This is a genomic window from Saccharothrix longispora, assembly GCF_030852425.1.
In the GTDB taxonomy this organism is placed as follows: Bacteria; Actinomycetota; Actinomycetes; order Mycobacteriales; family Pseudonocardiaceae; genus Actinosynnema; species Actinosynnema longispora.
Genome location: NZ_NSDM01000001.1, coordinates 325,228 through 343,315, shown reverse-complemented (window position 1 = coordinate 343,315; position 18,088 = coordinate 325,228). Strand labels below are relative to the sequence as shown.

General features: G+C 73.6%; 21 protein-coding genes. 14 read left to right on the top strand and 7 right to left on the bottom strand.

The annotated features are described in order from the left end of the window. The first annotated feature begins 5 nt into the window (after positions 1 to 5). The 4 genes from CKY47_RS01820 (at position 6) to CKY47_RS01805 (ending at position 2,346) form a co-directional block, all read left to right on the top strand. A complete protein-coding gene (locus tag CKY47_RS01820) occupies positions 6 to 725 on the top strand; it encodes a hypothetical protein (protein ID WP_306743816.1) in 720 nt (239 codons plus the stop codon). 110 nt (positions 726 to 835) lie between these two features. Further along, positions 836 to 1,126, top strand: a complete 291-nt coding sequence (locus CKY47_RS01815; RefSeq protein WP_306744522.1) for a DUF2516 family protein — start codon at positions 836 to 838, stop codon at positions 1,124 to 1,126. Next, the gene (locus CKY47_RS01810) at positions 1,120 to 1,782 is read left to right on the top strand and encodes an alpha/beta fold hydrolase (protein ID WP_306743815.1); all 663 of its coding nucleotides are present in this window, start codon (positions 1,120 to 1,122) and stop codon (positions 1,780 to 1,782) included. Before CKY47_RS01815 ends, CKY47_RS01810 begins: the two co-directional genes overlap by 7 nt. A gap of 9 nt (positions 1,783 to 1,791) precedes the next feature. After that, on the top strand, positions 1,792 to 2,346 hold the full coding sequence (locus tag CKY47_RS01805; RefSeq protein WP_306743814.1) for a type 1 glutamine amidotransferase domain-containing protein: 555 nt from the start codon (positions 1,792 to 1,794) through the stop codon (positions 2,344 to 2,346). 53 nt (positions 2,347 to 2,399) lie between these two features. Here the strand turns inward: CKY47_RS01805 and CKY47_RS01800 are convergent, their stop codons facing one another. After that, entirely contained in the window at positions 2,400 to 3,158 is a 759-nt protein-coding gene (locus CKY47_RS01800; RefSeq protein WP_306743813.1) for a MerR family transcriptional regulator, read from the bottom strand. A 70-nt stretch (positions 3,159 to 3,228) separates the two neighbouring features. On the opposite strand from CKY47_RS01800, the gene CKY47_RS01795 reads away from it, so the two are divergent. After that, positions 3,229 to 3,777 carry a YbaK/EbsC family protein gene (locus CKY47_RS01795; protein ID WP_306743812.1) on the top strand — a complete coding sequence of 183 codons (549 nt, stop codon included), beginning with the start codon at positions 3,229 to 3,231 and terminating at the stop codon, positions 3,775 to 3,777. A 6-nt stretch (positions 3,778 to 3,783) separates the two neighbouring features. On the opposite strand, the gene CKY47_RS01790 is transcribed toward CKY47_RS01795, so the two are convergent. The 5 genes from CKY47_RS01790 to CKY47_RS01770 form a co-directional block, all read right to left on the bottom strand. After that, entirely contained in the window at positions 3,784 to 4,896 is a 1,113-nt protein-coding gene (locus CKY47_RS01790) for an LOG family protein (protein ID WP_306743811.1), read from the bottom strand. A 79-nt stretch (positions 4,897 to 4,975) separates the two neighbouring features. Beyond that, entirely contained in the window at positions 4,976 to 5,854 is an 879-nt protein-coding gene (purU, locus tag CKY47_RS01785; protein ID WP_306743810.1) for a formyltetrahydrofolate deformylase, read from the bottom strand. A 12-nt stretch (positions 5,855 to 5,866) separates the two neighbouring features. Then, positions 5,867 to 6,601 carry a maleylpyruvate isomerase family mycothiol-dependent enzyme gene (locus CKY47_RS01780; protein ID WP_306743809.1) on the bottom strand — a complete coding sequence of 245 codons (735 nt, stop codon included), beginning with the start codon at positions 6,599 to 6,601 and terminating at the stop codon, positions 5,867 to 5,869. A 10-nt stretch (positions 6,602 to 6,611) separates the two neighbouring features. Then, positions 6,612 to 7,415 (bottom strand): class I SAM-dependent methyltransferase, encoded by an 804-nt coding sequence (locus CKY47_RS01775; protein WP_306743808.1) that lies wholly within the window; start codon positions 7,413 to 7,415, stop codon positions 6,612 to 6,614. Next, positions 7,394 to 7,888 (bottom strand): DUF2505 domain-containing protein, encoded by a 495-nt coding sequence (locus CKY47_RS01770; RefSeq protein ID WP_306743807.1) that lies wholly within the window; start codon positions 7,886 to 7,888, stop codon positions 7,394 to 7,396. The genes CKY47_RS01775 and CKY47_RS01770 overlap by 22 nt, the downstream gene beginning before the upstream one ends. Here CKY47_RS01770 and CKY47_RS01765 point away from each other — a divergent pair. Then, the gene (locus CKY47_RS01765) at positions 7,875 to 9,002 is read left to right on the top strand and encodes a UDP-N-acetylmuramate dehydrogenase (RefSeq protein ID WP_306743806.1); all 1,128 of its coding nucleotides are present in this window, start codon (positions 7,875 to 7,877) and stop codon (positions 9,000 to 9,002) included. The two genes, CKY47_RS01770 and CKY47_RS01765, sit on opposite strands and share 14 nt — an antisense overlap. Positions 9,003 to 9,099: 97 nt before the next feature. Continuing rightward, a complete protein-coding gene (locus tag CKY47_RS01760) occupies positions 9,100 to 10,095 on the top strand; it encodes a chymotrypsin family serine protease (RefSeq protein WP_306743805.1) in 996 nt (331 codons plus the stop codon). On the opposite strand, the gene CKY47_RS01755 is transcribed toward CKY47_RS01760, so the two are convergent. Then, positions 10,049 to 10,780, bottom strand: a complete 732-nt coding sequence (locus CKY47_RS01755; protein WP_306743804.1) for an SDR family NAD(P)-dependent oxidoreductase — start codon at positions 10,778 to 10,780, stop codon at positions 10,049 to 10,051. The genes CKY47_RS01760 and CKY47_RS01755 overlap by 47 nt on opposite strands. Positions 10,781 to 10,860: 80 nt before the next feature. Between CKY47_RS01755 and CKY47_RS01750 the strand changes: the two genes are divergently transcribed. The 7 genes from CKY47_RS01750 (at position 10,861) to CKY47_RS01720 (ending at position 18,059) form a co-directional block, all read left to right on the top strand. Beyond that, positions 10,861 to 12,006, top strand: coding sequence for a L,D-transpeptidase (locus tag CKY47_RS01750; RefSeq protein WP_306743803.1), 1,146 nt, complete (start codon positions 10,861 to 10,863; stop codon positions 12,004 to 12,006). Positions 12,007 to 12,137: 131 nt separating this feature from the next. Then, entirely contained in the window at positions 12,138 to 12,935 is a 798-nt protein-coding gene (locus CKY47_RS01745; protein WP_306743802.1) for an alpha/beta fold hydrolase, read from the top strand. Next, the gene (mshA, locus tag CKY47_RS01740; protein ID WP_306743801.1) at positions 12,932 to 14,185 is read left to right on the top strand and encodes a D-inositol-3-phosphate glycosyltransferase; all 1,254 of its coding nucleotides are present in this window, start codon (positions 12,932 to 12,934) and stop codon (positions 14,183 to 14,185) included. Before CKY47_RS01745 ends, mshA begins: the two co-directional genes overlap by 4 nt. Then, positions 14,182 to 14,676: a type III secretion system chaperone family protein gene (locus CKY47_RS01735; RefSeq protein ID WP_306743800.1), complete on the top strand. Its 495-nt coding sequence runs from the start codon at positions 14,182 to 14,184 to the stop codon at positions 14,674 to 14,676. The genes mshA and CKY47_RS01735 overlap by 4 nt, the downstream gene beginning before the upstream one ends. 69 nt (positions 14,677 to 14,745) lie before the next feature. Beyond that, the gene (locus CKY47_RS01730) at positions 14,746 to 15,657 is read left to right on the top strand and encodes a DUF4349 domain-containing protein (RefSeq protein WP_306743799.1); all 912 of its coding nucleotides are present in this window, start codon (positions 14,746 to 14,748) and stop codon (positions 15,655 to 15,657) included. Positions 15,658 to 16,062: 405 nt separating this feature from the next. Beyond that, the gene (locus CKY47_RS01725; protein WP_306743798.1) at positions 16,063 to 17,628 is read left to right on the top strand and encodes a 4-coumarate--CoA ligase family protein; all 1,566 of its coding nucleotides are present in this window, start codon (positions 16,063 to 16,065) and stop codon (positions 17,626 to 17,628) included. A gap of 185 nt (positions 17,629 to 17,813) precedes the next feature. Continuing rightward, the gene (locus CKY47_RS01720; RefSeq protein WP_306743797.1) at positions 17,814 to 18,059 is read left to right on the top strand and encodes a hypothetical protein; all 246 of its coding nucleotides are present in this window, start codon (positions 17,814 to 17,816) and stop codon (positions 18,057 to 18,059) included. Positions 18,060 to 18,088 lie beyond the last annotated feature (29 nt).

The following is an 18,088-nucleotide window of genomic DNA, read 5'->3' as shown; positions in this document are numbered from 1 at the left end:
CCCCCATGCCGAACCTGCCCACCACCGAGGAACTGCGCAAGGCCGGCGAGCAGGCCGTGGCCGCCGCCCGCACCCCGCTGCTCGCCGCCCTGGGCGCCGGTGACCTGGCCGCGAAGGCCGTCATCGAGGCGCTCGGCAAGGCCCGCGAGCGCGCCGAGTCGGCGAAGACCGCGGCCGAGTCGGCCGACCTGAAGGACTTCCGGGACCGGCTCGACCCGGCCGAGCTGAAGAAGGTCGTCGACGCCTACACGCAGTCGGCGCTGAACCTCTACCAGTTCTTCGCCCAGCACGGCGAGGAGGCGCTGGAGAAGCTGCGCACGCAGACCCAGCCGCAGTTCCAGAAGGCCCTGCACCAGGTCGAGGAGGCCGTCGAGGTCGCGCAGAAGCGCACCGAGGCCGCCGCCGCGGACGCCCGCGTGCTCGCCGACGACGTGCTCGGCAAGGTCACCCGCCGCACCCGCACCGCCGGCGAGAAGGCCGCGGAGCAGGTCGAGGAGGCCACCGAGAAGCTGGCCGAGGCCGTCGTCGACGCCGGTGGCGAGGTGGCGCACGAGGTGCGCAGCACCACGCGCAAGGCGACCACCCGCACCGCGGCCGCCAAGCCCGTGACCAAGCCCGCCGCCAAGGCAGCCGAGGAGCCCGTGGCCAAGCCCGCCGCCCCGGCGAAGACCGCCGCCGCCAGGACCACCACCGCGACGCGGAAGCCGGGCGACACCGCGAAGTGACCGCACCGCGACGGGGCGTCCCACCAGGGACGCCCCGTTTCGGCTGTACCGGGAGCGCGCGACGCACGTAGGCTGGGTGCGTGTTGCCCCCATTCCCGCCCTTCAGCCCGATGTACCTGGACTACTGGGTCATGTTCGCGGCCTACTACGCCGCGCTGGTCATGGGAGTGTTCGCGTTCGCGCACGCGCTCTCGCAGCGGGCCGACGCCTACACGGCGGCGGAGCGCATGACCAAGCCGGCGTGGCTCGGCATCACCGGCGGTGGCGCGTTCGCGCTGCTGCTGTTCCACCCGTTCTCGGCGGGCGCCATGTTCTGGCTCGCCGGGCTCGTCGCGGTCACCGTCTACGTCGTGGACGTGCGCCCGCGGCTGATCGAGATCCAGCGCGGCCCGCGGTGGTGACGCACCGGGGCTTCGGCTCCGGTCTTCCGGTCACCCTCGTCGGCCACGGCCTCGGTGCCACGCCCGGCGAGGCCCGGCTGCCCACGTCCGGCCTCCCCGGCACGAAGGTCGTGGTCACACTCCCGTCGCACGGGGACGCCCCGGACGCGCCCGACGACTACTGGGACTACCGGCGGATCGCCGCCGACCTGGGCGGGGTCGCCCGCGAGACCGGTGCGACGCGTGCGATCGGCGTGTCCCTCACGGCGGGCGCGCTGCTGGCGCTGCTCGCCGGGGAACCCGACGCGTTCGAGCGGGTCGTCCTGCTGCTGCCCGCCGTGCTCGACGAACCCCGGCCGGCGCTGTCCCTCGACGACGCGGTCCGCGCCGGCGGCGGCCCCCCGGACCACCAGGTCCGGCGGCGCGCGGCGTTCACCCGGCTGCACGGCGCGCTCGACCGGCTCCCCGGCCGCGTCGCGGTGCCCGACCGCGCGGTGCTGGCCCGGGTCACCGCCCCGGTGCTGGTGATCGGGGCGACCGAGGACCCGCTGCACCCGGAGGACGTGGCCAAGCAGGTCGCCGCCGCGTTCCCGAACGGCAGGCTGGAGCTGGTGCCCTCCTGGCTGACCCACCGGGGTGACGTCCGCCGGTGGTTGGCCGACTTCCTCGCCGGGTAGCCGAACGGCATGGCCGAACAGAAGAAGATCGCGTTCCTGGTCAGCTCGGAGGGCATCGAGCAGGCGGAGCTGACCGACCCCTGGCAGCACGTCGAGAAGGCCGGCGGGGTGCCCAGGCTGCTCGCGCCGGAACTCGGCAAGGTCCGGGCGTTCAACCACCTGACGCCCGCCGACGAGTTCACCGTCGACCTGGAGCTGTCGCAGGCCGACCCGAACGACTACGACGGCGTCGTGATCCCCGGCGGTGTCGCGAACTCCGACTTCATCCGGATGGACGCCGACGCGGTCGCGTTCGTGAAGCGGTTCGTCGAGGCGGGCAAGCCGGTCGCCTCCATCTGCCACGGCCCGTGGCTGCTCATCGAGGCGGACGTGGTGCGCGGCAAGAAGCTCACCTCGTGGCCGAGCCTGGCCACCGACCTCCGCAACGCGGGCGGCGACTGGGCGGACCAGGAGGTCCGCGTCTGCGCCGCGAACGGCTGGACGCTCGTCACCAGCCGGAACCCCGACGACCTGCCCGCGTTCAACCGCGAGGCGCTCAAGGCGTTCGGGCTCCAGGGCCTCTGAGCCGGGTGACCGACCACGGGGATGTGCACCTCCCCGTGGTCACCCCCACCCGGCTACAGCCGGGCCTGCGCGTACGCGGCCATGGCGTCGCGGACGTACTCGGCGAAGCCCTCGACGTGCGCGTCGAACTGCGACTTGAAGTCCGGCGCGTCCACGTACAGCTGCCCCAGACCGGTGTAGGACTCCCGGTTCGGCGTCCAGCTCCGGCACAGCCACGTGTGGTGCCGGTCCGTCACCTCCATCGCCCGGGGCGAGTCGGGCGCGACGCCCGCGTCGAACAGCTCGGCGAACGCGGTGCCGATCTCGCGCCACTCCGCCATGAACCCCTCGGCGTCGGCCTTCGTCCAGGACCGCATCCGCTGCTTGCCCTCGTCGATGTGCGCCTGCGCGCCCTCGCCGTAGCGCTCCACCAGTTCCGCCTCGTAGCGGGCCTGGCGGTCGGCGTCGAAGCCCTCGAACAGCTCTTCCATCTTCATGCGGTAACCCCCTTCCAGTTCCTCGATCGTCCGGGAGACGGTGCGCGCCAGCGCCGCCAGCCGCTCCTGCTCCGCCGCCAGCCACCGCGCGTGGTTGCGCAGCACGTCGACGGTCGCGTGCCGGCCGTCCAGGACCTCGGCCACGGTGTCCAGGCCGAGCCCCAGGTCGCGCAGCAGCAGGATCTGCTGGAGCCGGAGCAGCTGCTCGCGCTCGTAGTACCGGTAGCCGTTGCCGCCGATCCACGCCGGTGCGAGCAGCCCGATCGCGTCGTAGTGGCGCAGCGTCCGCGACGTCACCTTCGACATCCGCGCCACCTGCGCGATCGACCAGGCCATCCCGTCCCCCTCCCTGTTCACACGACGGTAGGGGTTGACGTTGCGTCAACGTCAAGCGGCGTTTGGCAGGATGGTCGGCGTGTGGACCATCGCCGGAACCCTGACGCCCGTGCCCGCCCTCGACCGGCTCGACCTGGTCGCCGACCCGGTGGCGGCGGCCCTGCGGTCGATGACCGACGCGGACCGGCTCGCGGTGACCGCCATCGACGCGTCGCTGGCCGACACCGCCGAGTTCTGCGCGCACTACGGCGTGCCGCTGTCGGCGTCGGCGAACTGCGTGGTCGTGGCGGGCAAGCGCGGTGACGCGGTCCGGTACGCGGCGTGCGTGGTGCTCGCGACGACGCGGGCGGACGTGAACGGGGTGGTGCGCAAGCGGCTGGACGCGCGCAAGGCGTCGTTCGCGCCGATGGACGAGGCGGTGTCGCTGTCGGGCATGGAGTACGGCGGCATCACGCCCGTCGGCCTGCCCGCGGACTGGCCGGTGCTGCTGTCGCCCGAGGTCGCCGCCGCGCCGGAGCTGATCATCGGCGGCGGCGTGCGGGGCAGCAAGCTGCTCGTGCCGGGCGACGTGCTGGCGAAGCTGCCGGGCGCCGAGGTCGTCGAGGGCCTGGCCCGCTAGGGCCGCTCAGCCCGCGTACTCCCGCAGGAAGCCGACCGCCTCGTCCGGGTCGTCGGTGACGAGGATCCACCGCTCCGCCTCACGGCCGCGCGCCAGCCGCCGCACGAGCGGCGCGGCGGGCACCTCGTCCACCCAGAAGTCCTTGCCCAGGAACACCATCGGCGCGGCCGGGCCGACCGAGCCGTAGTGGTTCTGGCAGTAGTCCTGGAAGACCTCCTGCACGGTGCCCGCGCTGCCCGGCGTGTAGACGATGCCGCCGGTGGCGATGGTGAGCAGGCCGTCCTCGCGCACCGAGTTGGCGAAGTACTTGGCGTGCAGCTCGCACGCCGGGTTCGGCGGCTCGTGCCCATAGAACCAGGTGGGGATGCCCAGGGTGCGGGGGCGACCGGACCCCGCCGGACCCGACCCCGCCGGACCCGACCCCGCCGGACCCGAACCGGGCAGGTCCGCGGGGAACGCGGCGAGCCAGCGGCCGATGGACTCCGCGTCCGCGCCGAACACCGGCGCCCGCGCGAGGTCCTTCAGCACGCCGTCGTCCACGCCGACCCGCACGCCCAGCGGCACGGCCTCCATCACGCCCGGCCCACCGCCGGTCAGCACGGTGAACCCGGCCTCGCCGAGGGTCGCGCCCAGCGCCACCGCCCGCCGGTAGCCGTCCGTGCCGCGCGCCACGGCGTGACCGCCCATCACGGCCACCGGGTGCTCGGGCAGCGCGTCGGCCAGCGCCTCGGTGATGGCGTGGTCGTGCAGCCGCTCGGCCAGCGCGTGCAGCGGGTCGGGGTTGTGGCCCTGCGCCCGGCTGTGCCGGTAGGCGCGGGCGTCCGGTGTGTCCGCGTAGGACGCCGGGTCGTCGGGGTCGAAACCCGCGAACAGCTCGTCCGGCGTGTAGAGCCGCGACCGGTACACGTCGTAGGGCAGGTCCGGGATGGCGGGGAACACCAGGGCCCCGGCCGCCGCCGCGCGCCGCTGGCCGACCGGCGACAGGGCGCAGCCGAGGAACAGCGCTCCGTCCACCGGGACCCGCAGGTCGACGTCGGTGAGGTCCAGGCCGACCAGCACGGCGTTCCGCAGGTCGTCCGCCGCGCGGACCTGGTCGAGGTCGGTGAACTCGGTGCGCACGGCGGCAGCCTACGTCCCGCCGCGGTCCGGTCAGGTCGGGTCCGCCAGGGTCGGAAGACGCCGGTCGGAAAGTGCCGGGTCAGAAGATGACCGTGCGGTTGCCGTGCACGAGCACGCGGTCCTCCAGGTGCCACCGCAGCCCCCGCGCCAGGACGACCTTCTCGATGTCCCGGCCCTTGCGGACCATGTCCGGCACCGAGTCGTCGTGGTCCACCCGGATCACGTCCTGCTCGACGATCGGCCCCTGGTCCAGCTCGGCCGTCACGTAGTGGCACGTCGCGCCGACGAGCTTCACGCCGCGCAGGTGCGCCTGGTGGTACGGCCGCGCGCCGATGAACGACGGCAGGAAGCTGTGGTGGATGTTCAGCGCCCGCCCGGCCCAGTCCGCGCACAGCTCGGTCGGCAGGATCTGCATGAACCGCGCCAGCACCACGGCGTGCGGGTCGTGCGCGTCCACCAGCTGCCGCAGCTGCGCGAACGCCGCCTGCCTGCCCTCCGGGTCGTTCGCCGGGAACGGCACGTGGTGGAACGGGATGCCGTGCGCGCGGGTGATCCCGGCCAGGTCGGCGTGGTTGCCGATGACCGCGGACACCTCGACGTCCAGCTCGTGCGACGCGACCCGGCCGAGCAGGTCGTAGAGGCAGTGCCCCTCCTTGGAGACGAGGATCACCACCCGCCGCCGCTCGCCGGTGTCGCCGACCCGCCACGACCCGGGTCGCGCGCCCAGCCCCTCGGCGACCCCCGCGAACCGCGACCGCAGCTCGTCCACCTCGAACGGCAGCGAGTCGGCGCGCACCTCCTGGCGGGTGAAGAACCAGTTGGTGGCCGGGTCCGTGTGGTACGCCGCCTCGACGATCCACCCGCCGTGCTCGGCGAGGAACGAGGAGATCCTCGCCACGATGCCGGTGCGGTCGGGGCAGCCGAAGGTGATCACGTAGCGGCGTTCGGGGAGAGGCACGCCCGGAAGTATCTACGGTCGGGGCAGCGAATCCAGCAGCGACCTGTCACCCGATGCGATGGCGCCGCTCGGCCGGCCCCACACCGCCCGGTACAGCGCGTCGGCCGTGCCGGCCAGGGTGGCGTCCTCGTCCGTGCCGGAGTCGGTGACCGGGCCGACGACCGGCGGCTCGCCCGGCGTGAGCCGCACCTCCCAGGCGCGCCCGGCGTCGGCGGCGTGGAACAGCAGGCGCCCGGCCCGCTCCACCGGCTTGCGCCCGGACACGTAGGGCGAGACCACGCCCAGCAGCTCGTCCACGCCGTCGGCGGCGAACTCCACGTCGAACAGCAGGGACGGCACGCCGTCGCCGTGCAGCGCGTGCTCGGCGTCCAGGCGGTGGATCGCGGTCTCGTGCGCCTGCCGGCGGGACCAGAAGCCGAACGTGGCCGGTCCCGCGAACGTCCACGCGGGCGTGTTCGACGTGGTGCCGGCCAGGGTGTCGGCCAGCTCGGTGACCGCCGCGGTCCACCAGTCCAGCAGCTCGCTCCACTCGGTGGGTCGCTCGGGGAAGTCCGGCCTCGGGCCGTCCGGCGGGGTGGTCAACGCCTTGAGCGTCCACGCGTGCGTGCGGCCCAGGTGGTCGACCAGGTCCCGGACCGCCCACCCCGGGCAGGTCGGCACGGGGGCGTCCGGCCCGGCGGCCTCGACCGCGGCGCGCAGCGCGGTGTACTCGGTCCTCAGGTGCTTCACGAAGTCCGCGTGGTCCACACCGCACACCCTAGGGACTGACGACCTCCCAGGGCACCGTCAACTCGCCCAGCCGCCGGCGCCGCCGGTCGCCCAGCACCGGCCACCCGCGGCCCGCGAACAGCCGCACCGCCTCGACCCAGCGGGCGCGCGGCCCGTACGGCGCGAACGGCGCGGCCGCGGCCCAGCACGCGTCCAGCTCGGCCAGCAGCGCGTGCACCCGCTCGCCGGGCACGTTGTGGTGGATCAACGCCTTCGGCAGCCGTTCGGCCAGGTCGGACGGCACCTCCAGGTCGGCGGGCAGGCAGGACAGGGTGAACGTGCGCGGCCCGCCCGCGTCCAGCGCCACCCAGCAGCAGCGCCGGCCGATCTCGTCGCACGTGCCCTCGACCAGCAGCCCGCCCGGCGCGAGCCGGCCGACCATCGTGGTCCACGCCTCCGCCGCCTGCTCCTCGGTGTACTGGCGCAGCACGTTGAACGCGCGCAGCAGCACCGGTCGGGCGCCGGCCAGCTCGAACCCGCCGCGCCGGAAGTCCAGCCCCGGCGGGTCGGCGACCTCCTTGCCCGCGGCGACCCGCTCGGCGTCCAGCTCCAGCCCGAGCACGCGCACGCGCGGGTTCACCGCCCGCAGCCGCGCGGCCAGTTCGACCGTGGTGACCGGGGACGAGCCGTACCCGAGGTCCACCACCAGCGGTTCCCCCTCGGCGAGGAGGGCGCGGTGGGCGTGCGCCACCCACCGGTCGACCCGGCGCAGGCGGTTCGGGTTGGTCGTCCCCCTGGTGGGCAGGCCGAGCGCGCGGGCCCGGCCCGCGGCTAGGCGTGGCGCGCGAGCCATTCGGTGGTGAACCCGCTCTCCTTGTCCAGCAGCACGGCGACCTGCTCGGCGATCAGCGCCTCGACCTTGCCGCCCACGAACGGGATGCCGACCTTGGTCTGACCGGTGAGGGTCAGATCACTCCCCGAGGCGGTGTCGGTGAGCGTGATCGTGCCCTCCAGGCGGCCGGGCACGCCGTTGAGCACGCCCTCGATGGTCCCGGCGAGGCCGGCGGCGGTCCACGTCTCGGTGCGCGTGATCACCAGGTCGCCGCCCAGCACGCCGCGGGCGAACGACGGCAGGTGCTCGGCCGCGACACCCTGCTTGAGCTGGTAGGTCGTGCTCTGCCCGGTCTTCCTGAAGGCGACCAGCTCGGCGTCCCGCCCGCCCAGGACGGCCAGCCGGGCACGCAGGTAGCCCTCGTCGACGAGCGCGGCGTACACCTCCGCCGCGGTGCGCGGTGACGTCGTTCGGTGCTCGATGCGGCGTGCCATGTCGCGGAGGCTACCGTTGACGCCCGTGACCACCCCGCTGTCCAGTGCTCAGGTGCGCGCCAGGGTGCCGCTCGCCGAATGCACCACGCTACGGCTCGGTGGCCCGGCCGCGCGGTTCACGCGCGCCACCACAGCCGCCGAACTCGTCGAGACCGTCCGCGCCCTGGACGCCGCCGGTGATCCCGTGCTGCTCCTGGGGGGCGGGTCGAACCTGGTGGTCGCCGACGCCGGGTTCGCGGGCACCGCCGTCCAGGTCGGCACGTCCGGCCGCCGCCTCGACCCGCTCGGCGACGGCCTCGTGCAGCTCACCGTCGAGGCGGGCGAGGACTGGGACTCGGTCGTCGCCGAGGCCGTCGCGCAGGGCCTGGGCGGGCTGGAGTGCCTGTCCGGCATCCCCGGCCTGGTCGGCGCGACGCCCGTGCAGAACGTCGGCGCGTACGGCGTGGAGATCTCCCAGGTGCTGACCTCGATCGACCTGCTCGACCGCCGCACCGGCCGGGTGCAGCAGATGCCCGCCGACGGCCTCGGCCTCGCCTACCGCACGTCCGTCCTCAAGGGAACCGATCGCGCCGTCGTGCTGCGCGCCCGCTTCGCCCTCACCGCCGGCGGCCAGTCCGCCCCGATCCGCTACGCCGAGCTGGCCCGCGTCCTGGGCGTCGCGCAGGGCGACCGGGTGCCCGTCGACGCGGCCCGGGAGGCGGTCCTCGACCTGCGGCGCGGCAAGGGCATGGTGCTCGACCCGGCCGACCACGACACGTGGAGCGCGGGCTCGTTCTTCACCAACCCGCTGCTGGACGACTCCACGCTGGCCGGTGTGCTGATCCGGATCGCCGAGCGCCTCGGCCCGCACGTCGACGTGCCGACCTACCCGGCGGGTCCCGGCTTCGCCAAGCTGTCGGCCGCGTGGCTGATCGAGCGCGCCGGGTTCACCAAGGGGCACCCCGGGCACCGCGTGGCGCTGTCGTCGAAGCACACGCTGGCGCTGACCAACCGCGGCGGCGCGTCCACCGAGGACCTGCTCGACCTCGCCCGCGAGGTGCGCGACGGCGTGCGCACGGCGTTCGGCGTGGAACTCCACCCCGAGCCGGTGATGGTGGGCTGCGGGTTGGGCTGAACCCCTCGTCGGGATCGACGGCCGAACGGGTGACTCCGTGTGACGAATCCTCACTCCACGCGTTTCATGGAGGTAGAGGCACCTGTTGGAGGTCGTCATGGCCTACCGGGACGACGAGCGCGCGGCCGTCAGGCCGATCAAGAGACTGGTCGAGGACGACTTCCTGAGCCGGCCGGGCGTGGTGGGCGTCGACCTCGGGGAGAAGGTCGTCGGCGGCCGGGCCACGGGCGAGCAGGCGATCGTCGTGTACGTGCGGCGGAAGGGGCCCGCGGCCCAGTTCACCATCCCGCCGGACGTGCTGGGCGTGCCCACGGACGTGGTGCAGGACGTGTTCTCGCCGCACCACACCGTCGCCTCGTCCGAGGGCGTGAACGGCGCGGAGCGGCACGGGACGCTGGCGGGCGGCATCGGGATCGGACCGAGCCGGGCGATCCGGTTCGTGCCGCCGGACGTGGCCGTGGTGGACGACTACGTCGTCGCGGGCACGCTGGGCGCGCTGGTCGCGCCGCGCCGGCGGCGGGTGGTGATGGCGCTGACCGCGTTCCACGTGGCCTGCGTGGACGACGCGTGGGCGGTGGGCGACCCGATGGTGCACCCGTCCCGGGTGGACGGCGGGCACCCCCTGCGCGACCGGGTGGGCGCGCTGGCGCGGGCCGCGCTGTCCAGCCGGGTGGACGCCGCCGCGATCATGCTGACCAGGCCGCGGGTGCGGCCGGAGGTCGTGGGGCTGGGGCCGGTCCTGGGCCCCGGCGCGGCGGTGGTCGGGCAGCGGGTGCGCAAGCGCGGGCGCACGACGGCCGTCACGGTGGGCGTGGTGGCCTCCACGGACGCGGCGATCTCGCTGGACTTCGGCGCCGGCCTCGGCGTGCGGACGCTGCGCGACCAGATCCGGATCGAGACGCCCCGGTTCGCCGACCACGGCGACTCCGGGGCCGTGCTGCTGGACGACGCCAACCTGGTCGTGGGCCTCTACTGCGGCGGGAGCCCGGACCGGGGGTTCGCCAACCCCATCGGCCCGGTGCTCGACCAGCTCGACGTGGACCTGCTCATCCCCGGTGCACGCGGGACGCCGACGCCTGGGCGCGGGGCTTGAGCTCGATCCGGTCCAGGTTGACGTGCGACGGCCTGGTCACCGCGAACGCGATGACGTCGGCCACGTCGTCGGCGGTCAGCGGCACCACGCCCTGGTAGACGGCGGCGGCGCGGGTGGTGTCGCCGTCGAAGCGGTTCACCGAGAAGTCCGTCTCGACCATGCCGGGCAGGACCTCGGTGACGCGCACGGGCTGCCCCAGCAGCTCGCCGCGCAGGGTGCGGTGCAGCGCCGACTGGGCGTGCTTGGCCGACGTGTAGCCGGAGCCGTTGTCGTACGCCTCGAACGCGGCGATCGACGTCACGGTGACGACGTGGCCGTCGCCGGAGTCGATCAGCTTCGGCAGCAGGCCCTTGGTCAGGCGCAGCGTGCCGAGGACGTTCGTCTCCCACATCCAGCGCCAGTGGTCCTCGTCGGCGTCGGCGACGCTCGCCATGCCGCGCGCGCCGCCCGCGTTGTTGACCAGCACCTTCGCCTTCGGCACGGCGTCCAGGAACGCCGCGACGGAAGAAGCGGACGTGACGTCGAGTTCGATCGCCGTCCCGTCCACCTCCGCCGCGATACCCTTGAGGAGGTCCAGCCGCCGGGCGCCCAGCACGACGTGGAAGCCCTCGGCGGCGAGTGCGCGGGCGGTGGCCTCACCGATTCCCGCGCTGGCTCCGGTCACGACTGCGATAGGACGGTTCACGACACCGATCCTAGGTGTGTGGCGCAGGTCACCTGCACCGAAAGGTCGTGCCGGACGTCCTTCCACCAGGAGGTCGCATCGTGCGCAGGAGATTGACCGCACTGCTGGCCGGCGTGGCGCTGCTCGCCGGCTGCTCGGCGAACGTGGAGCAGGGCACCGCGAAACCGGTGGGCGGCGACAACCCACCCGTCGCCACGTTCACCACCGCGCCCGCGGACGGTGCGGTCGACGCGCCGGTGAACACCCCGGTGCGGGTCACCGTGACCGAGGGCGCCATCGACGAGGTCACGCTGACCAACCCCGAGGGCAAGGCCGTCGCGGGCGCCGTCGCCGACGACAGGAAGTCCTGGACGACCACCGAGGTGCTCGGGTACGGCAAGAGCTACACCTACGCGGGTCGGGCCACCGGCACCGACGGCAAGCCCGTCGAGCTGAAGGGCACGTTCACCACGGTCACCCCGACCAGCGAGGTGCGGGCCACGCTGTTCCCGGGGGACGACGACGTGATGGGCGTCGCCGTGCCGATCAAGGTCGAGTTCGACGTGGACGTCGCCGACCGGGCCACCGTCGAGAAGGCGCTCACCGTGACCAACTCGGCCGGCGTGCGGGGCAGCTGGGCGTGGCTCAACCCCCGCGAGGTGCACTACCGGCCGGAGAACTACTGGCCCGCGAACACGAAGATCAAGGTCGAGGCGAAGCTCTACGGCGTCCCCTACGGCGGCGGCGCGTACGGCCGCGCGGACGTGACCAGCGACTTCACCATCGGCCGCAACCAGGTCGTGAAGATCGACAACCCGACGCACCAGCTCGTCGTGCAGCGGGACGGGCAGACCGTGGCGAGCTACCCGGCGTCGTTCGGCAAGCCCGACGACCCCGAGCTGACCACGCCCAACGGCACGTTCGTGGTGATGCAGAAGTTCGAGCAGTTCAGCTTCGACAACCCACGCTACGGCTACACCAACGTGCTGAAGAAGTGGGCCGTCCGGTTCTCCAACCACGGCGAGTTCATCCACGAGAACAACGACAACGCGGCGAACATCGGCTCGAACAACACCTCGCACGGGTGCGCGAACCTGCTGGAGGCCGACGCCAAGGCGTACTACGACAGCGCGCTGGTGGGCGACCCGGTCGAGGTCACCGGCTCGATCACGACCCTGCCCGCGCAGTTCGACTGGTACGACTGGCAGATCCCGTGGTCCCAGTGGCAGACCATGTCGGCGCTGTGAGGTCGGCTCTGTGAGATCGGCGCTGTGACGCGGTGATCCGCGCGGAGGGCCCCGCTCCGGCGGGGCCCTCCGCCGTGTGAGCCGGCTTTCCCCCGGGAAGCTCCCGGCCGGCGGGGTTGTTGGCACGTGTCGTGGCGACAACTCTCCCCGGCGCCGAGGGCGTGCGGCTCTCGGTCCGCGAATCAGGACCGGAGACCGCCCCGGCGGTGGTGCTGGTCCACGGCTGGGCGCAGTCCGGGGAGGTGTGGCCGGCCTACCCGGCGCTGCGGACGTACGCCGTCGACCTGCGCGGGCACGGCTCGTCCGACGTCCCCGCCGGCGGCTACCGCGACCCCGCGGTGTGGGCCGCGGACCTGGCGGCGGTGCTCGACCACGTCGGGCGGCCCGCGGTGCTGGTCGGGTGGTCCTACGGCGGCCTCGTGATCACCGACTACCTGGCGCGGCGCGGTGCGGACCGGGTGGCCGGGGTGGTCCTCGTCGGCGCGATCACCGACCTGGGCGGGGACCGGCCGGGCGGCGCGACCGGGCCCGTGATGCGCCGGGCCCTGCCGGACGCGCTGTCGCACGACCCCGACGTGGCCGTGCCCGCGCTGGCGCGGTTCTGCCGGGACCAGGCCCCCGGCCTGCCGGGCGAGGTGGTGCAGCGCCTGCTCGGCACGGCGCTGCGCGTCCCGCCGCGGGTGCGCCGCGAGCTGTTCCGGCGTGACGTGGACGGCTCCGCCGTGTGGAAGGGCCTCGACAGGCCGACACTGGTGGTGCACGGCACCGCCGACGAGGTGGTCGACCCCGCCGCCGGGGAGCACGCGGCGGCCCTGATCCCCGGAGCCGACTTGCGCCGCTACGAACGCACCGGCCACGCGCCGTTCCTGGAGCGTCCCGAGCGCTTCGCCGCGGACCTGGCGGGCTTCGCCGCGGAGGTGGCCCGGTGAAGCGGGTGGCCGTGCTCTCCGTGCACACGTCGCCGCTGGAGCAGCCCGGCACGGGCGACGCGGGCGGCATGAACGTCTACATCGTGCAGACCGCCACCCGCATGGCCCGGCGCGGCATCGAGGTGGAGATCTTCACCCGCGCCACGTCGTCCGACCTGCCGCCGGTCGCCGAGCTGGCGCCCGGGGTCAAGGTGCGGCACGTCGTCGCCGGGCCGTTCGAGGGCCTGGGCAAGGAGGAGCTGCCCGGCCAGCTGTGCGCGTTCACCGCGGGCGTGCTGCGGGCCGAGGCGCGGCACGAACCCGGCCACTACGACGTCGTGCACTCGCACTACTGGCTGTCCGGGCAGGTCGGCTGGCTCGCCCGGGAGCGCTGGGCGGTGCCGCTGGTGCACACCGCGCACACCCTGGCCAAGGTGAAGAACCTGGCGCTGGCCGAGGACGACTCCCCGGAGCCGCGGATGCGCGTGATCGGCGAGGAGCAGGTCGCCGCCGAGGCCGACCGGCTGGTCGCCAACACCGACGTGGAGGCGGCCGAGCTGGTCAAGCTGTACGACGCCGACCCCGGCAAGGTGCTGGTCGTGCCGCCCGGCGTGGACCTGGAGCGGTTCACGCCCGGCGACCCGGCCGCCGCCCGCGCCGCGCTCGGCCTGCCGCAGGACGCCGTGGTGCTCGCGTTCGTCGGCCGCATCCAGCCGCTGAAGGCGCCGGACGTGCTGGTGCGCGCCGCCGCCGAGATGGTGGCGCTCGACCCGGCGCTGCGGTCGCGGCTGGTGGTGCTGGTGGTCGGCGGGCCGTCCGGTTCGGGCATGAGGACGCCCGAGGAGCTGGTGCGCCTCGCCGCCGAGCTGGGCGTGTCCGACGTGGTGAGGTTCCTGCCGCCGCAGGCCGGGGCGTCGCTGGCGCTGGTGTACCGGGCGGCGGACGTGGTGGCCGTGCCCAGCCACAACGAGTCGTTCGGCCTGGTCGCCCTGGAGGCGCAGGCGTGCGGCACGCCCGTCGTGGCGGCGGCCGTCGGCGGGCTGCCGGTGGCGGTGCGCGACGGCGTGTCCGGCGTGCTGGTCGACGGGCACGACCCGGGCCGGTGGGCGCGCGCGCTGTCCGACGTGGCCCTGCACCCCGGTCGTCGGGAGGAGCTGGCGGGCCACGCGGTCGGCCACGCCCGGCGGTTCTCCTGGGACCGGACGACTGATTCACTCCTGGCCGGGTACGCAGAGGCCCGGGACGTGTTCCGCGAGGAGGTCTTCGCTTGAGCCCCACGACGAGCCTGGACGAGGTCATCACGTCCGCGCTGGACGACCGCGAGCTGCGCTACGAGCACAAGGAGCCGGGGAGGTTCTTCGTCACCCTGCCGGGCGCGAAGAAGCTCCAGACCAACTGCTGGCTCGTGGTGGGCAGGCACGCGCTCGTCGTGGAGGCGTTCGTGTGCCGCAAGCCGGACGAGGCGCACGAGGCGGTCTACCGGTTCCTGCTGCGGCGCAACGCGAAGCTCTACGGCGTGCACTACACGATCGACACGACCGGCGACATCTACCTGGTCGGCCGGATCTCGCACCACGCCGTGACGGCGGACGAGCTGGACCGCGTGCTGGGGCAGGTGGTGGAGGCCGCGGACGGCGACTTCAACGCGCTGCTGGAGATCGGGTTCGCGGGCGCCATCCAGCGGGAGTGGGACTGGCGGGTGTCGCGCGGCGAGTCGCTGGCCAACCTCCAGGCGTTCCGGCACCTGGTGTCCGAATCGTGACCGCCCGGGCGCAACTGGGCCGAGCCCCCGCACCGTCCACCCGGTGAGCTTTCACACCGGGAGGGGCAGATGGGCGGACGGGTGGGGTGGGCGCTGACCGCGTTGGCGGCGCTGGCGCTGGCGGGGTGCAGCGCGGGCGGCGGCTCGGCGGACTCGGCCGGGGTGCCGGAGCAGGCGGCCGTGGCGCCCGAGGGGGGTCTGCTCAACGGCAAGGCGGGCACCCAGCAGGGGAAATCGCAGCAGGGGCAGTCGCAGCCGGACCAGCCGCAGCAGGGGCAGCCGCAGCAGGGGCAGCCCGCCGTCGGCGACCGGCAGCTCGTGCGCACCGCCGCCGTCGACCTGCGGGCGGAGGACGTCGAGGGCGCGCTGACCCGCGTGAAGGACGTGGTGCTCCGCGTGGGTGGGTTCACGTCGCAGGAGAACGCCCAGCTCAAGCGCGCCTCGGTGACGCTGGAGGTCCCCGGCGACCAGCTCGACGCGGTGCTGGGGTCGATCACCGCGCTCGACGGCGTCGAGGTGACCCGCCGAGAGGTGCGCACCGAGGACGTCACCGAGCAGGTCGTGGACATCGAGGCGCGGCTGGCCAACCAGCGGGCGAGCGTCGAGCGGGTGCGCGCCCTGCTCGACCGGGCCACGTCGACCTCGGAGATCACGGGCATCGAGGCCGAGCTGACCAAGCGGCAGTCGGAGCTGGAGTCGCTCCAGCGCCGGTACGACTCGCTGAAGGGCCAGGTCGCGCTGTCCACGCTGACCGTGTCCATCACGTCGCGGGACGCGCCCGTCGCGGCGCCGGAGGACCCCGGCTTCCTCGACGCGCTCGGTGGCGGCTGGCGGGCGCTGGTGACCGCCGTGGGCTGGCTGCTGGTGGTGCTGGGCGCGGTGCTGCCGTTCGCGGTGGTGCTCGGCGTGCCCGCCTTCGGCTACCTGTGGTGGCGCCGGCGCCGGAAGGGCGCCATCACCCCTCAGGGGGATGCCGGCTAGGCGTTCCGTGAAGGAAATTCTACTGAGAGTGGCATGACGCGCGGGGAGCGCGGGGCGGCTTGGGGGAGAGGGGGAGTCGCGAGTCAAGCCGCCCCGCGTCAGTCCCCGCTGCGGTGGAACCGGGCGGGGGGGAGCCCGGGATTCCAAGCGGGCCGCGGTTCGACGGGGGGATTGCGAACCGCGGTGGTTGCCGCACGAGTCGTCGGAGTGCGTGGGAGCCGACCCGTGGAGCCCTGCCAACTTGGCAGATTCGCGGTGATCCCCACAAGAGGCTCTGTTACTCCGTTCGGGTGTTCTTAGCGCGGTTAAGTAACGCTGGCTCTTGTACAGCGAGTGTCTTGACCCCCGGTGTGGCTTGACTCACGATGGCGGGATCACGGCCCCCTGGATGAATGAGGCAGCCGCATGGTCTTCCGCAGTCCGTTCCCCGACGTCGAGGTCCCGGACGTCTCGCTGCACGAGCTGTTGCTCGCCGACCTCGGCGAGCGCGCCGACCGGGTCGCGCTGGTCGACGGCACGTCCGGGGCATCGCTGACCTACGCGCAGCTCGCCGGCGCGGTCGACCGCCTCGCCGCGGCCCTCGCCGAGCGCGGCATCGGCAAGGGGGACGTGGTCGGCATCCTCAGCCCGAACACCCCGTACTACGCGGTCGTCTTCCACGGCGTGCTGCGGGCCGGCGCGACCGCCACCACGATCAACGCCCTCTACACCGCGGACGAGGTCGCCCACCAGCTGTCCGACGCGGGCGCGAGGATGCTGTTCACCGTCTCGGCCCTGCTGCCGAACGCCGCGCCCGGCGCGGAGAAGGCGGGCGTCTCCGACGTCGTCGTCCTCGACGCCGCCGAGGGCTACCCGAGCCTGACGTCCCTGCTGGGCACGACCGCGCCGACGCCCGTCGTGTCGATCGACCCGGCCGAGGACGTCGCCGTGCTGCCGTACTCGTCGGGCACCACGGGCCGGGCCAAGGGCGTGATGCTGACGCACCGCAACCTGGTCGCCAACATCGTCCAGTGCCAGCCGATGCTGGAGGTCGGCGAGACCACCAAGGTCCTGGCCGTGCTGCCGTTCTTCCACATCTACGGCATGCAGGTGCTGATGAACAACGGCCTGTACGTGGGCGCGACCGTCGTGACGCTGCCGAAGTTCGACCTGCCGGAGTTCCTGCGCGTCATCCAGGACCACCGCACCAACCGCGTCTACATCGCCCCGCCGGTCGCCGTGGCGCTGGCGAAGCACCCGCTGGTGGACCAGTACGACCTGTCCGGCATCGACACGATCTTCTCCGGCGCCGCGCCGCTGGACGTCGACCTCGCCGCCGCCGTCGCCAAGCGCCTGGACTGCCGGGTCTCGCAGGGCTACGGCATGACCGAGATGAGCCCGGTCAGCCACGCCATCCCGGACAGCCGCGACGACATCTCCGTCGGCACGGTGGGCGTCATCGCGCCGAACATGGAGTGCCGCTTCATCGACCCGGCCACCGGCGAGGACGTCGGCGTGGGCGAGCGCGGCGAGCTGTGGTGCCGCGGCCCGAACGTCATGAAGGGCTACCTGAACAACCCCGAGGCCACCGCCGCCACCCTCGACGCCGACGGCTGGCTGCACACCGGCGACGTCGCCGTCATCGACGAGAACGGCCTGGTCAGCATCGTCGACCGGGTCAAGGAGCTGATCAAGTACAAGGGCTACCAGGTGCCGCCGGCCGAACTGGAGGCGCTGCTGCTCACCCACGAGTCCATCGCCGACGCCGCCGTGGTGGGCGTGCGCGACGCGGAGGGCGAGGAGGTGCCCAAGGCGTTCGTCGTCCTCCAGCCGGGGGCGTCGCTCGACGCGGAGGGCGTGATGTCCTTCGTGGCGGCCCAGGTCGCGCCGCACAAGAAGGTGCGGGTCGTGGAGTTCATCGAGGCGATCCCCAAGTCGGCGGCGGGCAAGATCCTGCGCAAGGACCTGCGGGCGCGCGAGGCGGCGTCCTAGGACGTCCACCTGAAGGCCCCGGCTCCCGCGATCCACCCGCGGAGCCGGGGCCTTCGCGTGCGGACGTCCCCCGGTAGTGGGTGATTGCCGCTCGATGGTGTGACTGCGGGGGTGTTGGTGGTGTCGGGGCGCGCGGTTGCCACAACCATGTCCGGTGCAAAACCGCCCACATCATGGAGATACGCATGCGCATGCTCGGAAAGCTCGCCGTCGCCGTCGGCGCGACCGCGGCCGTCCTGCTGGCGGCTCCCGCGGCCAACGCCTCGGACAGCGACCGCACGGACCTGACCCACTCGGTCGAGGCCCTCGGCAGGACCTCGGAGGCGCAGTCGAAGCTCGGCCTGCCCCTCGTCGGCAGCGTGCCTGTCGTGAACCAGGTGGCCGCAGGTCTGCTCGGCGGTCTGCTGGGCGGCGTGCCCGCCGGCGGCTGACGCCGTGAGCGGTGCGGCGGACCAGTCGG